This window comes from Granulibacter bethesdensis (genome assembly GCF_001889525.1).
GTDB lineage: Bacteria > Pseudomonadota > Alphaproteobacteria > Acetobacterales > Acetobacteraceae > Granulibacter > Granulibacter bethesdensis_C.
This window is the reverse complement of record NZ_CP018192.1, coordinates 1,232,391-1,248,303: the sequence shown is the minus strand read 5'-3', so window position 1 is coordinate 1,248,303 and position 15,913 is coordinate 1,232,391. Positions and strand designations below refer to the sequence as shown.

Genomic DNA, 15,913 nt, shown 5'->3' with positions numbered 1-15,913 from the left:
GCAATGACGGACCTACCAGCCCATCACACCAGGCTGAAACAGGGCCCCAGTGGCTGGCTGCGCCGGGCTGAGACAAATTGTCGCGCCCGGATCGCTTCTCACGATACCAAGATGCGGCACCGCTATCAGTTTCTCTCCCTGACGCCAGCTGGGCAGTGTCTGCAAAATGACCGAGGGCAGTCCATCGCGTGAGCGGAACAGCTTTGCGTCCTTGCCAAGCGCACCGAGGGATAAGCCTTTTGCTTCTGCTTCTCTCGACGGATCGTGGATACGAAAACGCTGATCCCAAAGCCCTCTGTCTTTTGCAAAAATGGGGGCCTGTTGCGCGGCATGCTCCCGGACGATCAGCCAGTCTCCCGGCAGGCGGCCCGCAGGCATCACTCGGATACCTTCCAACGTCATGGGTCGTAAGCCATTCTGAAAAGGCATCAGCCGGGCATGACGGGGGCGGTAATTTTCTCCGCTCACTGCCCCCAGAACAGCTGCAAGGGAGGGAAATGACAGAGTGTTTCCACTGACCAGCGCATATCCCTCTGGCAGGAAAGACACAGTTGAGGCGAGTTCCTGCGCAATCGACTGTTCCTGCACACGTCTGGCCATGGCTGCGCGATGGGCCATTTCCAGCAACTGCTCCTGCTGCAAGCCATCCCGCTCCACCACTTCCCGAGCCTGTGTGCGCCCTGCGGCAGGAGAGTCATTGGACGGATCTTCTACCCAGTCCAGGCCATGATCGCGTACAACATTCCTCAGAGTCGTTTTGTCGAAAGCCAGTAGAGGACGCAACAGCCGGATATCCGATGCTTCCCGGATCTGGGCCATTCCTGCCAGGCCCATTATGGCACTGCCGGCCTGTTGTCTGATCCATATCGTTTCCGCCTGATCCTGCCGGTGATGGCCCAGCAAAAGATCAAGGATGCCTTCGTTTCGGCAGGCGGCCATCAACGCATCATAACGGGCAGCTCTGGCTCGGCTTGCGATCGCGCTGCCCCTTCGAAGAGCGGTCAGCCGGAGTAAACGGGCTTCAATTTTTTGCGTTTTCAGTCGCTCCAGAGTGAGCTGTGCTTCAAAAGCCGATTCCGGGCGGAGTCCATGATCAACCACCAGCGCCAGAACCGAACCACCGTGGGACCTCTGCCACCTGGCTACCAACAGAGCGAGAGCCAGACTGTCAGATCCACCGGACACCGCCACAGCGACCCGCTGCGATACAGGCGGCACAATCCGGGCCATTGCCTCCGCGAAGAAAGTCGTGACCCGATCATGATCACGACTTCCCCTCTCCAGGGCAGATTGCTGCTCTTCAGGAGCAGCCATAGCGGAGCCTGGCCGCCTTCACATTGGTACCGGCTGCAGCAGAGGGAAACTCTCTCTGAAGTTTGACAATCGTCGCGCAAGCGGCTGGTTTCTCATTGATAGCCCCCAGAGCATTGGCCAGCCCAAGCAGGGATTCCGCCGCATGAGATCCGGTCTTGTTGCGCTTATAGACCGTATCATAGGTCAGGGCAGCCTGTTGCCAATCCCGTCGTCCGGCCAAAGCCTGAGCCAACAAATACTGAGCATCATACGCATGAGGATGCCGGGGATTACTCAGAATCTGCTGCGCGGCTGCTTCAGCAGCCGCATAGTCACGACGTGCCAGGGCGGAATATCCTGCCTGCAGCGAAAGCTGGGGCGTCGGTGCCGGAACCGTCGTCTGTGGCGGCGGAGTGGTTGCCGTCCTGCCTTCAGCACTCTGCGCCCCGCTAGCGCGGGGTGCGGCTAAAGGGGCATTGTTACCATTCGCCCCCCCCAGCTGATATTTCAGATCGTCCATCTCCTTGGCCAGATTATCGGACTGCGTTTTCATACGGTTATCGAGATCGTCGATACGACCCTGCACCGTGCGAACCTGTTCTTCCAGAGTCTGCACCCGCTGGAGAAGTTGAGCCAGCAAATCGCCGTTCACATTGCCCTGCGACTGAACAGGAGCAGTCGTAACAATATTGCCCCGGCCCTGACTGCCCAGCTCCTGCAATTGCTGTCGAAGCTCCAGAATCTGGTTTTGCAGGGCAATGCCTTCGCGGCTCTCTATCTGTGCAGACGCAATATCAGGGGCGGCCAGAAAAGCTGGCCCCGCCACGAGGATCGCAGCCAGCAACGGCCTAGCCATGCGCTTCATGGTATTCCTCCGGGAAACAAAAAAGGTCAGGAAGCAATGCTTCCTGACCTGATCCTGTCTGCCGCCAGAAGGCAAGAGGGAGAAGAGCCCTGGTGCCTTCCCAACGACACTATTCTGTTATCAGCGAACCGAGGTGATGGCGTTACGGTTCTGCGCCCATGCCTGCTCGTCATCGCCAACAGCAGTCGGACGATCCTTGCCGTAGCTTATGGTGGTGATGCGGGAAGAGGCAACCCCTTTAGCCACCAGGAAGTCACGGGCGGCATTGGCACGACGCTGACCAAGGGCAAGGTTGTATTCTTCAGTGCCGCGATCATCGCAGTTACCGGCAACCTGCACGCTCACCTGCGGGTATTTCTGCAGCCAGGCAGACTGGCGATCCAGAGTCCCCTGGGCATCGGTGCTCAGGGAAGACTGATTGAACGCATAGAATACGCGGTCACCAACGTTCTGGACCAAATCTTCCTGGCTGCCAGGAACAACACCGGTCGCAGTGGTGGAAGCACCGGCCCCCCCCTGATTGGCAGACTGATCGCTACCGGAGCACGCCGCCAGAAGGGCGACAACGGCCATCGCGCCGAAAAGCTTGTAGTTCATTGCTTTTGTATCCCTACACAAATTGACAGGCTGTTTACGTGCGTTCCCGGTTTTTTAGCGAACGGGATTGATCCCGCCACGTCTTGCCAGGCGGATTATCGAATCATTACGCAATCGGTCAATATCCTCACCAGTACCTAAACGACTTCTCTCCAGATTTTAATCTTATCCAGCCAAAGGCGACCAGGCAGGATCGCTGGCATCAGTCGGTGTTGGAACAGGACGCTCATTAAAGCCAGTAATATCGACAGAAACGAGCTTCTGCCGACCGCCGGAAGCAGACCAGAACATCAGCACACGGCCATTGGGGCAGAAAGTAGGCCCTTCGACATCGTATCCCTGCGCAAGAATACGTTCACCTGAGCCATCGGGTTTCATGACACCGATGTTCCAGGCCGAAGAGCCAAGCCGTGTAAACGCGATCAGATCACCGCGCGGAGACCAGACCGGTGTCGCATAACGCCCGCTGCCAAAGCTGATGCGCCGCACGCCGGATCCGTCCGCCCCCATGACATAAAGTTGCTGATCGCCCCCACGATCGGAGTTGAACACGATTTGGCTGCCATCCGGGCTGAAACACGGGCTGGTATCAATCGAGCCGGAATTGGTGAGCTGGCGATGACCACCGCCACCAAGGCCCACAACATAAATATCCGATCCGCCCCCCCGTGTCATCGACATCACGACACTGGAACCATCCGGCGAGAAACGCGGCGCAAAGGTCATGCCCGGCCACTCGCCCAGCATCCGCTGGCCGCCAGTGGCAAGGTTGAACGTGTAAACGCGCGGGCGGTTATTGGCATAACTCATGAACACGATCTCATCCCGCGTGGGATGAAAACGCGGAGTCAGAACCATCCAGCTGCCATCGGTCAGATAGCGGTTATTGGCACTGTCCTGATCCATGACCGCCAGCCGCTTGGTCCGGTTTGTGCGTGGTCCGGTATTGGAAACATAGACGATTCGGGTATCGAAATACCCTTTTTCGCCCAGCATCCGCTCATAAATCACATCAGCGATGATATGGCTGATCCTGCGCCAGTTACCGGAAGTCGTGGTGTAAGCTGTGCCTTGAATCTGCTGCTGCGGAAGTACGTCCCACAGACGGAATTCAACGTGTACGCTGCCGCCACTGCCGGAAACATTACCTGTCACCAGCGCCTGCGCGCCGATGGCTCCCCAGCTCTGGAAATTAGGCACATCCCCGCTTTGCTGAGGATAGGCACCTGGTGCCACGATGCGGAACAGTCCGCTGCGTTCCAGATCGGCAGCGATGACACTGGCCATATCCTGCGCAAGCTGGGAACCGCCGCCAAAAGACGGAATGGCGATCGGGATCGGAGCAGTCCGGGCGCGATCCACATCGATGACGGCAGACTGGCCCGCTGCCTGCTGGGCCATAGCAGGCCCTGCAAAACCCAGCGGTGCGGCAAGCGCCGCAGCGGAAAAGCCCAGCATATCACGCCGCCGCAGCCCCATCAGCTGCTCGGCTATCCGGTCCGGGATACGGTTTTCATGCGTCATTGCGATTCCTCCTGGAAGGATCTTGCCCTGTTCTGCGGGCATTTGTGTGGCAGAGCATCAAGCATGTCACGTTCCAAGTCTGTCACGTTCCAAGCCCGGCAGGTTCATGGTCTGAAACGGAATTTGAAGGATGACGGTTTTCCGGACAGTTCCGGCGGCAAAGGTAACGTTGCACAACGGCTGTCCAGTACTGCCCGTCTGGCCCGTTCAGCAAAGGCACGGAACACCGGATTACTCATTTTACCCGCTTCTGCCGGATCAATCGTGGCGCGATAGGCAATACCACCCGGACGCGTATCGACATCCAGGATAACCGAGAAATCCTTCACATTCTCGGCCCCTGCATCGATGGTCCAGCATTCGCGCACCCGATCACCCACCGCACCACGCTGCACGGCACTGAGCGAGGCAGTGTCATCGGAGGTCGGTGACCCTCCACCATTTCGCCGTGCCCCTGATGCAGGATTGGGACGAGCAGTAGGCGGTTTGGTCTGTTTCTGAAGCTTGGCCAGCGCCTTCTCCAGCGTATTTTCATTGGCCGGGCTGTCAGCAGCCGGATTTTTGGTCTCGTTCGGCTGATGCGTCTTGCTCGGCGGCGACTCCACAGGCTTCGGAGGAGGTGGAATCGGCGATGGCGGTGCAGGCTGGGCTTGCTGCACCGGCCGCGGCGGCGCTGGCGGCGGAGGCGGTGCGACAGGCGACGGCTCCGGGCTTTCCTCACGCGGAGGCTGCGGCTCCGGCTGTACCGGCGAAGGCGGAGCAGGCGCCGAGGTCGGCGGAGGCGGCGGGGGTGGAGGTGGCGGGGGTGGAGGTTCCGTAGGCTGCGGCTTTGGCGGCTGCGTTGCCGTTTCCTTTTCGTCGTTATCCTCCCGGTCAGCCGGCGCAGCGACCTGACCGGACTGCTCCGCTTTCCGGGCCGTTTGCGCCGGTCCTTCGAACTCCACTTCAACCGATTTGTCTTCCGGCGGCGATGGGGGCGGCGTAATCGGAATCCCGATCAGGATAATGGCCAGCACCAGCACGTGGACGGCGAAGGAAATCGCAGCCCCACGGCTCAGCGAGCGGTTCATGCGCCGCATGGCACCCTCCCCACCGCTCCGGCCATGGCCATATCCCGCAGGAACACCCTCATCGTGTGTTTGCCATCACCTTCAGAGAATCAGCGCTTGCCGGTTTTGGCAGAGGCAGCAGGTGCAGTTTTTGCGTCTGAACCAGCCACTGCCGGGCCAGGCTGTTCAGCCAGCAGCGCCACCTTGGTGAAACCACCCTGCGTGATGGTGCCCATCACCTGCATCACCGTTCCGTAATTCACATCCTTGTCGCCACGCACGAAAATGCGGCGATCCTTGTTGTCCTGCGCCACGGCCTGCAGCTTGGCGACCAGTTCGGGAAGCTGCACCTGATCGTTCTGGAAATAGACGCTGCCATCCGGCTTGATCGACACGGTCAGCGGAGTGTTGTCCTGATTGACCGGTGCGGCATTGGTCTTGGGCAGATCGACATTGACGCCGGAAGTCAGCATCGGTGCTGTCACCATGAACACGATCAGCAGGACCAGCATGACGTCAACCAGCGGCGTCACGTTGATTTCGGCCATGGGGCGGTAACGCCCTTTTCCGCGTCCGTTACCGCCGCCTACTGACATCGCCATGATAAAGCTTCCTTGCTGACGTTCGACGTAGTGCTGAGCAAAGCCCTGCTCAGGTCACGGGCGCTCTTCGGATTGACGGGAGAGGATCGCGCCGAATTCCGCCGCAAACGCTTCCAGCCTCGCTGCGAAACGCGCCATGTCGGTGCTCAGCTTGTTGTAGATCAGCACAGCAGGAATAGCGGCAACCAGCCCCATTGCGGTTGCAAACAGCGCTTCGGCAATGCCCGGCGCCACCACGGAAAGATTGGTATTGTGCATGGCGGCGATAGAGGAGAAGGAGTTCATGATGCCCCACACCGTCCCGAACAGACCGATAAATGGCGCTGTAGAGCCGACGGAAGCCAGAAACACCATCCAGCGTTCCAGCCGGTCCATTTCCCGCCCGATGGTCACACCCATGGCACGATCGGTGCGCTCCCGCACACCGGAGCGGCTGAGATCGGTCCCGGCAACCCGTGCCGTCCGTCGCCATTCACCCATGGCGGCACCAAACACGGCGGCAATCGGATGGGTCGGCTTGGCGCCTTCGGTTTCATAAAGCTCGTCCAGGCTGCCACCAGACCAGAAACGATCCTCGAACGCATCGGCGGCCCGATTGGCCCGACGCAGGCTGACATATTTGTCGATTGCCACGGCCCAGACCCAGATGCTGGCAAACAAAAGCAGCAGCATCACGATCTTCACAATGGCATCAGCTTGCAGGAACAAGCCGAGCAGGGACAGGTCGCCGCCAGCGGCGGCGTTACCTGCCAGATTGGTCGCTTCCACAGCGCGGTCCACTATCGCTCTCCCAAGGTCGGAACCGGGCTGGTACCCGATCTCGACAATTCATCCAATGCCTCTTTCCAGCGATCCGGCACGCGAGCCGGTTTCTGGTCATCAATTTTTACGCAGGCCAACCCGATACGCAGCAAAGCCCGCAGTTCACCTTCTGGCCCTTCCACCCTTTGCTCCAGCTCGGCCGACGCCGCACCCATCGATTCGACGCGCGTTACCACCGTCAGAAGATCGTCGAGAAGCGCAGGTCTGCGATAATCGATCCTCACACGGCGCACCACAAACATCAGGCCGTGATCGTCCGTCAATTCCGCATGGGGCACGCCGCAATCCCGCAGCATTTCGGTCCGCGCCCGTTCCGCAAAGCGGAGATAATTGGCGTGATAGACGATGCCACCGGCATCCGTGTCCTCATAATAGATGCGGACAGGATAGTGATGGCGGCCTTCCATGATCATGGATATTTTCCTACGGCTTATTCATCTGGGCTGCCATCGCGATGCAACAGGGTCAGCATATCCGGCTGGCCGCCTGCTGCCGATGGGGGAGGCACCAACCCAAGATGCCGCCAGCCCGCTTCACCCAGCATGCGCCCACGGCTGGTGCGCAGAATCAGCCCTTCCTGGATCAGATAAGGTTCGATGACATCTTCCAGCGTATCGCGCGCCTCGGCCAGAGCCGCCGCCAATGTCTCGACTCCCACCGGTCCACCCGCATGATGCTCCGCGATCCGGTGCAGATAGCGCCGATCCATCGCGTCCAGTCCCAGCGAATCCACCTCCAGCCGCTGAAGGGCCGCATCGGCGGTGGAGCGATCAACAGGGGAAACACCCTGAACCATCGCGAAATCCCGCACCCGGCGTAGCAATCGTCCCGCAATACGCGGTGTCCCGCGGGAGCGACGGGCAATTTCCGCCGCTCCTTCCCGGCTTAGATCAAAACCAAGCTTCTCTGCGCCTCGCGACACGATCAGTTCCAGCTCGGAGGCCGTATAGAAAATCAGGCGCAGCGGGATGCCGAACCGATCACGCAACGGTGTTGCCAGCAGCCCGGCCCGCGTCGTCGCCGCCACCAGCGTAAAAGGCGCCAGATCAATCCGCACCGAGCGCGCCGCCGGTCCCTCACCGATGATCAGATCGAGCTGAAAATCCTCCATGGCCGGATAGAGCACTTCCTCGATCGCGGGCTGAAGGCGATGAATTTCATCAATGAACAGAACGTCTCTCGGCTGAAGATTGGTCAGAATCGCCGCAAGATCCCCTGCCCGCTGGATCACGGGCCCGGAGGTAGCGCGAAACCCAACACCCAGCTCCCGCGAGACAATCTGCGCCAGCGTGGTCTTGCCCAGTCCCGGCGGCCCATGCAGCAGGACATGGTCCATCGCTTCTCCACGCGCTTTTGCGGCCTGAATGAAAATGGAGAGATTTTCCCGGCTGGCCCGCTGACCGATAAATTCGGACAGGGTCTGCGGCCGCAGGGAGGCTTCCGCCGAATCATCCTCCAACCGGACACTGCTGACGGTCCGGTTCTCCTGATAAGGATCGTGTTCAGGCATAAGGCAGACCGTTTCCCGGCTGATCAGCGAAGTGGTTAAAATAAAAAATTATCAGTGTTATGCGGTTTTATGGATGATCCATGGCCGCTACAGTGTGCTGGACGAATCCTTCTGCCGCAATCTGGAAAGGGATACGGCGCAAAAACAAGAACGAACAGGGGGTAAATCCTCTTTTCAGGGAGGTTGGCATATAGATGACCGATCAGGTCTCTTTCGATTCCGCCTTCAGGCAGGAATTGCATCGTCTTTTGCGCTGGCGTCGCGATGTGCGCCATTTCCGCCGCGAGCCCTTGCCAGCGGATACTCTGCCTCGCCTGCTGGCCGAGGCATGTCTTGCCCCTTCCGTCGGGTTGAGCGAACCATGGCGCTTTGTACTGGTCGATGATGCAGCCCGCCGGGCCGCAATCCGTGCCAATTTCGAAATCAGCAATGCCGATGCCCTGTCAGCCCTGCACAGCGATGGCAAGGAATCGCGCGCACGGCTTTACGCACGGCTTAAGCTGGCTGGACTGGACGATGCGCCGGTTCATCTCGCAGTATTCTGCGAGCCTGATCCCGAACAGGGGCATGGTTTGGGGCGAAAGACCATGCCGGAAACCCTCGCCTACTCCACCGTGATGGCCATTCACACCTTCTGGCTGGCGGCAAGGGCGGAAGGGGTGGGCGTCGGCTGGGTGTCCATTCTCGACCCCGAGCCGATCAATGCCCTGCTGGATGTCCCTGCCCATTGGCAGCTGATTGGTTATCTGTGTGTCGGCTATCCGGTGAAGGAGAGTGAAACACCGGAACTGGAAGAGGTCGGCTGGGATCATGCAAGGCGCGATGCAGGGCTGCTGCATCGCTGATTCCCTTCAACCAGGTGCAAGCTCCCGCAGGCACTGGCGAAGGATGGCATCAAGCCCTGCCTCCTCGCCCAACGCATCCCGCACCCGGCGGATTGCCGCCAGTGCTTCCGGCCTGCGGTAGCCGAGATTGAGCAGCGCCGATAACGTATCCTGCTCCACACCGCCTGCGGGAGCACTGACCGCCCCCATGCCGCCGATCGTCATCGGGCCGGAGGGCATAGCACCCACCTTGTCTTTCAATTCCGAGACAATCCGTGCCGCCAGTCTTGGTCCCACGCCATTGGCGCGGGTCAAGGCACGCTGATTACCAGCCATCAGCGCCGAAATCAGATCACCTGCAGACAAGGCTGACAGGATGCTCAGCCCCACTTTGGCCCCGACCCCCTGCACGGTGGTCAGCAGGCGGAACCAGTCCCGCTCTGCCGTGTCGACAAAGCCGAACAGGGTGATCGCATCTTCCCGCACCTGCGTTTCGATCAGCACCCGAGCCACCTCCGGCGCACGGGGCAGCGCCGCCAGCGTGCGGGAGGATGCATGAACCACATAACCCACGCCATTGACGTCGATCAGGCAGCGGTCCTCCTCTAGCCCGTCCACCAGCCCGGTGAGGCGACCGATCATAAGTCCTGCTTCCTTCCCGTCATCACGCCATCACAGCACCGCGCGCCCATGCGGAACGGCTGGCCCGGTGATGAGCATGGCAGATTGCCACCGCCAGCGCATCCGCCGCATCGGCCCGTTTCAGCGTGGCGCCGGGCAGCAGGCGCTGCACCATCATCTGCACCTGATCCTTGGTGGCACCCCCTGTCCCGACCACGGCAAGTTTCACAGCCTTGGCACCATATTCCGCAACGGGCACATTTCTCAGGGCCGGAGCCAACAGCGCCACACCCCGCGCATAGCCCAGCTTCAGCGTCGCCGTGCCGTTGCGGTTGACATAGGTTTCCTCGACCGCCGCCTCATCCGGATGATACGTAACCAGCAGGCTGGTCAAGGTATCATGCAGAACACGCAGCCGGGCTGGAACACTCTCGGTGCTGTCCGTTGCAATCACGCCATCGGCGATATGGCGCAAACGGTTTCCGGTCGCCTCGATCACCCCCCAGCCGGTAAAGCGCAGGCCCGGATCAATGCCGAGCATCCGGACCGTTGCCTGAGCAGGAGGAGAAGCTGACAGCATCAGGCCGACAAAGCCTGCATCACCTCATCCGGAATGTCGAAATTGGCATAGACTGCCTGAACATCATCATTGTCTTCCAGCACGTCCAGCAGCTTCAGCACGCTGGAGGCCTTGTCCTGATCCAGCGTCACCGTGGTGCCGGGACGCCAGTCCAGCTTTGCAGCTTCCGGCGCCCCAAAGCAGCTTTCCAGCGCATCGCGCACGGCAAAGAAATCCTCCACGGAGGTGGTGATCTCATGCGTTTCCCCCGTGCTCTCCACATTATCGGCCCCCGCCTCAATCGCGGCCTCCAGCATGTCATCAGCGCTGCCTGCCGAGGCAGGGAAACGGATGACGCCAACGCGGCTGAACATAAAGGAGACAGAGTTCGTTTCCCCCAGCGCACCACCATATTTGCTGAATGCCGAACGGACATCTGCCGCAGTGCGGTTGCGGTTATCGGTCAGGGCCTCGACAATCACTGCCACGCCGGCAGGGCCGTAGCCTTCATAGCGCACTTCCGCGTAGTCATCGCCCTGCCCGGCCCCGGTCGCCTTCTTGATGGCGCGGTCAACCGTATCCTTGGGCATGTTAACCTCCCGCGCCCAGCTGATCGCGGCACGAAGGCGCGGATTGGAGGCCGGATCAGGCAGGCCCGAACGGGCTGAAACCGTGATTTCCCGGATGACCTTGGCAAACTCCCGCGCCCGGCGCGCATCCTGCGCGCCCTTGCGATGCATGATATTTTTGAACTGACTATGGCCGGCCATCGCCGCGATCCTGCATTTCTGTCACTGTGTCATAAAAGCCGTGGGCCGGGTCTACAGCAGATTATCCTGCCCGGTAAACCGCCACCCGTTCCTGCTGTTATAAAAGGCCTATACAGAGAGGGTCGGTATCATCTGTGAAAGACGTCCCCCAATCCGGATGGGTTCTACCCTGACCGCATGACCGGTCGAATCATCACTCTCCACGAAAACACCGCACACCGTCGCCTCTCCTTCGGACGGCGCCAGACGCTCACCGGGTGTCTTGCGCCAGAACCGGGTAGCCGCAGCTTCCTTTCCCATGCCGATCACACTGTCATAATCACCGCACATGCCTGCATCGGTCTGGTAGGCCGTGCCGCCCGGAAGAATCTGGTGGTCGGCCGTGGGAACGTGAGTATGCGTGCCGACGATTAACGTCGCCTGCCCGTCAAAACTATGGCCGAACGCCATTTTCTCGCTGGTCGCTTCTCCATGCACGTCGATCACGACCGCCTGAATACTGCCGCCCCCCGCGACACCCCCCAGCTTGTAGCGTGACAACTCCTGCGCCGTCAGCCGAAATGGACAATCCAGAGGGTCCATGAACAGCCGGCCCATCACATTGATGATCAGCGCCCGCCGTCCCCCTGACAACTCCACCACTACGGCACCTTGCCCCGGCGTGCCGGGAGGAAAATTCAGAGGGCGCACAACCCGTTTTTCCTGACTGAGGAAGGGAATCAGCTCCTTTCTGTCCCATGCATGATTGCCGAGCGTGATCGCGTCTGCACCGGCATTGAGAAAATCACGAGCCATGTCCGGCGCCAGACCAAAACCGTGGGAAGCATTTTCGCCATTCACCACGATCAAATCGGTCTGCAACCGGGTGCGGAGATCAGGCAGGGCACGCAGCACCGCTTCCCGCCCTGAACGCCCCACCACATCGCCTAGAAATACAATTCGCACGGATGACGTCCTTCAGTCAGGTCTAGAATACCGGACTGAACCGGCATGATGCTGGATAAATGATTGATTTGCTAGAGACAATTTTTTGGTTTGGCTTTGTTGGTGCGCATCTAAGTAATTTTCTAATATTCCCGGAGCGTTCTCCGGCTGCTCTATGACATGCCACACAGCAAATGCCACTGATGGTTTTCCCTCTCCTGCCATGTGCTGATGATAATGCAGAGGATAAAATAAAGAAGGGCACAATGGGGGAGGATACCTCTCGCCCCCACAACCCTTCAAACAACGCTTGCAGTGGTTATCAAACAGGCACTGAGAATTTTAAAAAATACCATAAAAACTTGATAAAGATCACTCTAACGCAAATGTGAGGGTACAGCCGGTTTGGAAAAATTCCCGCCATCCGACTTCGCAAGGAGATCGCCATTCTTCGGAAGGAGGTAGGGATGAGTTCGCCACCGATACACGTCACATCTTTTTCTCATGACACGAATGAAAATCTGGGCCGCATCACGGAAACACGGCAAAGCCGACGTGCGCTTGCACTGATTACCGTCGTTTCAACCTTGGGCGGCCTTCTCTTTGGATACGATACCGGCGTCATTAATGGGGCGCTGACTTATATAGGCCGCGATCTTGCGCTCACTCCGGCCACCGAAGGGATGGTGACAGGCGCTTTACTGCTTGGAGCCGCGCTGGGTGCTGCGGTGAGTGGTCGGATGTGCGATGCAATGGGTCGGCGCAAGACGATCCTCCTATTGTCGCTTGTCTTCTTTGTAGGTGCGCTGGCTTGCAGCATGGCCCCGACTATTCATGCTCTTATTGGCTTCCGTGCCGTCCTGGGTCTGGCGGTTGGAGGAGCGTCAGTTGCTGTACCGACCTATTTATCCGAACTGGCTCCCGCATACCGTAGAGGGCGGCTTATCACTTGCAACGAGCTGATGATCGTGTCGGGCCAGCTTCTCGCCTTTGCAATCAACGCTTTCATTGGAAACATTTGGGGTGAGCAGGCCAGTATCTGGCGATGGATGCTTTCGGTCGCGACTCTACCGGCGTTTGCGCTCGGCGTTGGCATGCTCGTCATGCCCGAGAGTCCACGCTGGCTGGTTTCCAAGGGACGGAGCCAGGACGCCGCCGTAATTCTTGAGCAAATCCGTAACCCTGACATTGTTCAGGACGAACTGAACGAGATTGATCGGGTACAAAGGATGGAGCAAGCGGAGACAACCCGCGGATGGGCTCATCTTGCCGAACCCTGGATTCGGCAAATCTTTTTGATTGCGCTTGGAATTGGCGTGATCCAGCAAGTCACGGGCGTGAATGCTATCATGTATTACGGAACCCAGATTCTGTCAGAATCCGGTTTTGGAGAGAAAGGAGCGCTGATCGCCAACGTTCTAAACGGCGCCGTCTCGGTGTTCGCAACCTTTATCGGCATCTATCTGCTTGGTCGGCTCGGACGGCCACGAATGCTCACATTAGGTCTTGTCGGAACAACCACTTCACTTTTGCTGATTGGTCTGTGCTCACTCTGGTTCTCACCATCTCATCTGCTGGCAGCCCTGATGCTGTTTGGTATGTCGTTGTTCCTCGCCTTTCAGCAAGGTTTTGTTTCCCCCGTTACCTGGGTTCTTCTTGCTGAAATCTTCCCGCTGCGCATCCGCGGAATGGGCATGGGTGCTGCAGTCCTGATACTATGGCTCGCAAATTTCCTGGTCGCTCTCGCATTTCCTCCTCTGATCGCGACGATCGGGGTGCCAATGACATTTCTGATCTTTGTCGGGTGCGGTATCTGCTCGATCCTGTTCACCAGACTATATATACCCGAGACTGCGGGTCGAAGCCTCGAAGATATTGAAGAGCTGTTTCATAGCGCCAGATAAAAATATCGATCTCAGCGGGATCGTTTTGATTTCCGAGATTGCGGGCGACCTGCTTCGTCCCTGAAGGCGTGCGCAACGGCCAAGGCTTGCGCGACGCACATTGATGCTGACATGGTCCGAAATCCCCGCGCCTCCACATTGAGGATTTGTATGGCACAGGTGGCAGAGCGCGTAACCGGGCTGACCGTCGTGTCGGTAATGACAAGTGATGCCGCGCCTGCCTTGGCCGCACGCTGGAGCAGCTCAATTGTTTCCTGCGCATAAGGCGTGAAACTGATGCCAATGATCAGATCTTTTGAACAGATTTGGCCGATCTGCATCAAGGAAAGACCGCCCACGCCATCGACCAGCACCGTGCGCTTTCCACCTTGTTGAAGGGAATAGGAAAAATAAGCGGCCACTGGAAAGGAGCGCCGGAAGCCGGAGACATAGATGGTATCCGCGCTGTTGATGAGGTCGACCGCGGTCTCAAAAGTCTGTCGATTGATCGCGCTTAGAAGATGGTTGAGCGAAAGACTTGAGGCATTCGCGAATTCAACAAGTAAATCATAAGGCTCGTCTGCATATGCACCTGAGGCATTCGCGAATTCGCGTGCGCGACGATGATAAACACTTTCTGGCTGACTCTCGAGTAGACGGTCCTTCAAAATGCGCTGCATTGGCACTGCACCGTCAAAGCCAAATGTCTTTGCAAAACGCACGATCGCGGATGCATGCACGCCGATACGCTCGGATATGACGGCGAGGGTTTCAACACCCATGCTGTGGGGGTCATCGAGGATGAACTGAGCGATCTGCCGGAGCCGAGGGCTCAAACCGTCGAACTGTTCCAGAATCGCCGCTTTCAGTTGCTCCGCGTCCTCGATCTGCATCGTCCTCTCTTCGTCAATGACGGCACCTGTTGCGTGACAGTTTAGAGCGTGGGCCACATGCGTTCAATGCCGGCAGGCATCTCCGCCTGATATCTACCGAAATAGTGCCACGCAGGGATCAGAGCTGAACGATACAACGTGTTGTAGCCGACTTATAAGCTGCAACCGCAAGCTCAAGCGCCCGCAAACCATCCGCATAACCGATCAAAGGGCGAACCTTGCCTTCCATGATGTCTGCAAAGTGGCTCATTTCCGCACGGTAGGCCGACGCATAACGCTCAAGGAAGAAGTTCTGCAATCGGTCTGCACTAACACCTTGCTCTCCCCACTGCTCAACCGTCGTTTCAACGACGTTTCGAGCGCAGACCATCCCGTGCGATCCGAATGCTTCAATTCTCTGATCATAGCCGTAGCCGGATCGGCGACTATTGCTGATGAAGCACATCTTGCCAGAGGTAGTGCGCAGGATGATTTTCGCAGTGTCAAAGTCACCGGCCTCCTCGATCGCCGGGTCGAACAATGCGGCGGCGCTCGCAAACACTTCGATCGGCTCCTCCTCAAGCAGCCAGCGCGCCATATCGAGGTCGTGTATTGACATGTCCTTGAAAATGCCTCCGCTACTCCGGACATAGCTCAGAGGCGGGGGGCCCGGATCATGACTGATAATATGAATCGTCTCCAGATTCCCTACAGCGCCTGATACAAGCCTTCTTTTCAGCTCAGAAAAATTAGGATCAAAGCGCCGGTTGAACGCAAGAAAAAGCCTTGCGACTGCATCGCTCAATTCGCAACCAGCCGCCCGCACCCGGTCAAGATCGAGATCAAGCGGCTTTTCGCAGAAGATTGCCTTGCCCGCGCGTGCCGCCGCGATCGCATGGTCAAGATGCAGGGCGGTAGGGCTGGCAATGATCACGCCTGCGATCTCGGGATCGGCGAGCGCCTCCCCCATATCCGAAACCCGGGCACCATACAGCGCGGCCATGCTTGAGGCGGACTCGGTCATCGGGTCCACCACCCGGGCCAGCCGCATGCGACCTTCCGCGGCAATGTTCGCTGCATGAATGTGGCCAATCCGACCGGCACCAAACTGTACGACGTTCAACATTCCATATTTTCCCGAGACAGATCCATGGGCAGCCAAACCCTGAGGGGTGGACGCTCTTATGGAATCCATAAA

Annotated in this window: 17 protein-coding genes; 2 read left to right on the top strand and 15 right to left on the bottom strand. The window is 58.7% G+C overall.

The genetic code is table 11. The annotated features are described in order from the left end of the window. Positions 1–12: 12 nt before the first annotated feature. The 9 genes from tilS to ruvB form a co-directional block, all read right to left on the bottom strand. Positions 13–1,314 (bottom strand): tRNA lysidine(34) synthetase TilS, encoded by a 1,302-nt coding sequence (gene tilS, locus GbCGDNIH6_RS05730; protein ID WP_025286569.1) that lies wholly within the window; start codon positions 1,312–1,314, stop codon positions 13–15. Next, a complete protein-coding gene (locus GbCGDNIH6_RS05725; protein WP_025286568.1) occupies positions 1,301–2,158 on the bottom strand; it encodes a tol-pal system YbgF family protein in 858 nt (285 codons plus the stop codon). The genes tilS and GbCGDNIH6_RS05725 overlap by 14 nt, the downstream gene beginning before the upstream one ends. A 120-nt stretch (positions 2,159–2,278) precedes the next feature. Further along, positions 2,279–2,755 (bottom strand): peptidoglycan-associated lipoprotein Pal, encoded by a 477-nt coding sequence (gene pal, locus GbCGDNIH6_RS05720; RefSeq protein WP_025286567.1) that lies wholly within the window; start codon positions 2,753–2,755, stop codon positions 2,279–2,281. A 165-nt stretch (positions 2,756–2,920) separates the two neighbouring features. Then, positions 2,921–4,279, bottom strand: a complete 1,359-nt coding sequence (gene tolB / locus GbCGDNIH6_RS05715; RefSeq protein ID WP_072563162.1) for a Tol-Pal system beta propeller repeat protein TolB — start codon at positions 4,277–4,279, stop codon at positions 2,921–2,923. A 104-nt stretch (positions 4,280–4,383) separates the two neighbouring features. Then, a complete protein-coding gene (locus tag GbCGDNIH6_RS05710) occupies positions 4,384–5,358 on the bottom strand; it encodes a hypothetical protein (protein ID WP_072563161.1) in 975 nt (324 codons plus the stop codon). Between the two features lie 80 nt (positions 5,359–5,438). Beyond that, positions 5,439–5,930 (bottom strand): protein TolR, encoded by a 492-nt coding sequence (tolR, locus tag GbCGDNIH6_RS05705; protein ID WP_072563160.1) that lies wholly within the window; start codon positions 5,928–5,930, stop codon positions 5,439–5,441. A gap of 54 nt (positions 5,931–5,984) precedes the next feature. Continuing rightward, positions 5,985–6,710 (bottom strand): protein TolQ, encoded by a 726-nt coding sequence (gene tolQ / locus GbCGDNIH6_RS05700; RefSeq protein ID WP_072563159.1) that lies wholly within the window; start codon positions 6,708–6,710, stop codon positions 5,985–5,987. Further along, positions 6,710–7,165 carry a tol-pal system-associated acyl-CoA thioesterase gene (gene ybgC / locus GbCGDNIH6_RS05695; protein ID WP_081369982.1) on the bottom strand — a complete coding sequence of 152 codons (456 nt, stop codon included), beginning with the start codon at positions 7,163–7,165 and terminating at the stop codon, positions 6,710–6,712. Before ybgC ends, tolQ begins: the two co-directional genes overlap by 1 nt. Positions 7,166–7,182: 17 nt before the next feature. Beyond that, positions 7,183–8,262, bottom strand: a complete 1,080-nt coding sequence (gene ruvB / locus GbCGDNIH6_RS05690) for a Holliday junction branch migration DNA helicase RuvB (protein WP_072563158.1) — start codon at positions 8,260–8,262, stop codon at positions 7,183–7,185. Positions 8,263–8,456: 194 nt separating this feature from the next. On the opposite strand from ruvB, the gene bluB reads away from it, so the two are divergent. Beyond that, positions 8,457–9,107, top strand: a complete 651-nt coding sequence (gene bluB, locus GbCGDNIH6_RS05685) for a 5,6-dimethylbenzimidazole synthase (RefSeq protein WP_072563157.1) — start codon at positions 8,457–8,459, stop codon at positions 9,105–9,107. Between the two features lie 6 nt (positions 9,108–9,113). Here bluB and ruvA read toward each other — a convergent pair whose 3' ends face one another. The 4 genes from ruvA to GbCGDNIH6_RS05665 form a co-directional block, all read right to left on the bottom strand. Then, positions 9,114–9,728: a Holliday junction branch migration protein RuvA gene (ruvA, locus tag GbCGDNIH6_RS05680; RefSeq protein ID WP_072563156.1), complete on the bottom strand. Its 615-nt coding sequence runs from the start codon at positions 9,726–9,728 to the stop codon at positions 9,114–9,116. 22 nt (positions 9,729–9,750) lie between these two features. Continuing rightward, positions 9,751–10,287 (bottom strand): crossover junction endodeoxyribonuclease RuvC, encoded by a 537-nt coding sequence (gene ruvC / locus GbCGDNIH6_RS05675; protein ID WP_011631805.1) that lies wholly within the window; start codon positions 10,285–10,287, stop codon positions 9,751–9,753. Then, positions 10,287–11,036: a YebC/PmpR family DNA-binding transcriptional regulator gene (locus GbCGDNIH6_RS05670; RefSeq protein ID WP_072563155.1), complete on the bottom strand. Its 750-nt coding sequence runs from the start codon at positions 11,034–11,036 to the stop codon at positions 10,287–10,289. The genes ruvC and GbCGDNIH6_RS05670 overlap by 1 nt, the downstream gene beginning before the upstream one ends. Positions 11,037–11,144: 108 nt before the next feature. Then, positions 11,145–11,981, bottom strand: coding sequence for a TIGR00282 family metallophosphoesterase (locus GbCGDNIH6_RS05665; RefSeq protein ID WP_072563154.1), 837 nt, complete (start codon positions 11,979–11,981; stop codon positions 11,145–11,147). A 446-nt stretch (positions 11,982–12,427) separates the two neighbouring features. On the opposite strand from GbCGDNIH6_RS05665, the gene GbCGDNIH6_RS05660 reads away from it, so the two are divergent. Next, positions 12,428–13,864, top strand: coding sequence for a sugar porter family MFS transporter (locus tag GbCGDNIH6_RS05660; RefSeq protein WP_081369981.1), 1,437 nt, complete (start codon positions 12,428–12,430; stop codon positions 13,862–13,864). Positions 13,865–13,875: 11 nt separating this feature from the next. Here the strand turns inward: GbCGDNIH6_RS05660 and GbCGDNIH6_RS05655 are convergent, their stop codons facing one another. Then, positions 13,876–14,736, bottom strand: coding sequence for a MurR/RpiR family transcriptional regulator (locus GbCGDNIH6_RS05655; protein WP_072563153.1), 861 nt, complete (start codon positions 14,734–14,736; stop codon positions 13,876–13,878). A gap of 118 nt (positions 14,737–14,854) precedes the next feature. Next, complete coding sequence (gene iolG, locus GbCGDNIH6_RS05650; RefSeq protein WP_072564389.1) at positions 14,855–15,841, bottom strand: inositol 2-dehydrogenase; 987 nt, start codon at positions 15,839–15,841, stop codon at positions 14,855–14,857. Between the last annotated feature and the right edge of the window lie 72 nt (positions 15,842–15,913).

What these genes read in the sequence shown, in the direction of transcription:
- tilS (WP_025286569.1), bottom strand. Translation starts at nt 1,314, where the DNA reads ATGGCTGCTCCTGAAGAGCAGCAATCTGCCCTGGAGAGGGGAAGTCGT.
- GbCGDNIH6_RS05725 (WP_025286568.1), bottom strand. Translation starts at nt 2,158, where the DNA reads ATGAAGCGCATGGCTAGGCCGTTGCTGGCTGCGATCCTCGTGGCGGGG.
- pal (WP_025286567.1), bottom strand. Translation starts at nt 2,755, where the DNA reads ATGAACTACAAGCTTTTCGGCGCGATGGCCGTTGTCGCCCTTCTGGCG.
- tolB (WP_072563162.1), bottom strand. Translation starts at nt 4,279, where the DNA reads ATGACGCATGAAAACCGTATCCCGGACCGGATAGCCGAGCAGCTGATG.
- GbCGDNIH6_RS05710 (WP_072563161.1), bottom strand. Translation starts at nt 5,358, where the DNA reads ATGCGGCGCATGAACCGCTCGCTGAGCCGTGGGGCTGCGATTTCCTTC.
- tolR (WP_072563160.1), bottom strand. Translation starts at nt 5,930, where the DNA reads ATGGCGATGTCAGTAGGCGGCGGTAACGGACGCGGAAAAGGGCGTTAC.
- ybgC (WP_081369982.1), bottom strand. Translation starts at nt 7,165, where the DNA reads ATGATCATGGAAGGCCGCCATCACTATCCTGTCCGCATCTATTATGAG.
- ruvB (WP_072563158.1), bottom strand. Translation starts at nt 8,262, where the DNA reads ATGCCTGAACACGATCCTTATCAGGAGAACCGGACCGTCAGCAGTGTC.
- bluB (WP_072563157.1), top strand. Translation starts at nt 8,457, where the DNA reads ATGACCGATCAGGTCTCTTTCGATTCCGCCTTCAGGCAGGAATTGCAT.
- ruvA (WP_072563156.1), bottom strand. Translation starts at nt 9,728, where the DNA reads ATGATCGGTCGCCTCACCGGGCTGGTGGACGGGCTAGAGGAGGACCGC.
- ruvC (WP_011631805.1), bottom strand. Translation starts at nt 10,287, where the DNA reads ATGCTGTCAGCTTCTCCTCCTGCTCAGGCAACGGTCCGGATGCTCGGC.
- GbCGDNIH6_RS05670 (WP_072563155.1), bottom strand. Translation starts at nt 11,036, where the DNA reads ATGGCCGGCCATAGTCAGTTCAAAAATATCATGCATCGCAAGGGCGCG.
- GbCGDNIH6_RS05660 (WP_081369981.1), top strand. Translation starts at nt 12,428, where the DNA reads ATGAGTTCGCCACCGATACACGTCACATCTTTTTCTCATGACACGAAT.
- GbCGDNIH6_RS05655 (WP_072563153.1), bottom strand. Translation starts at nt 14,736, where the DNA reads ATGCAGATCGAGGACGCGGAGCAACTGAAAGCGGCGATTCTGGAACAG.
- iolG (WP_072564389.1), bottom strand. Translation starts at nt 15,841, where the DNA reads ATGTTGAACGTCGTACAGTTTGGTGCCGGTCGGATTGGCCACATTCAT.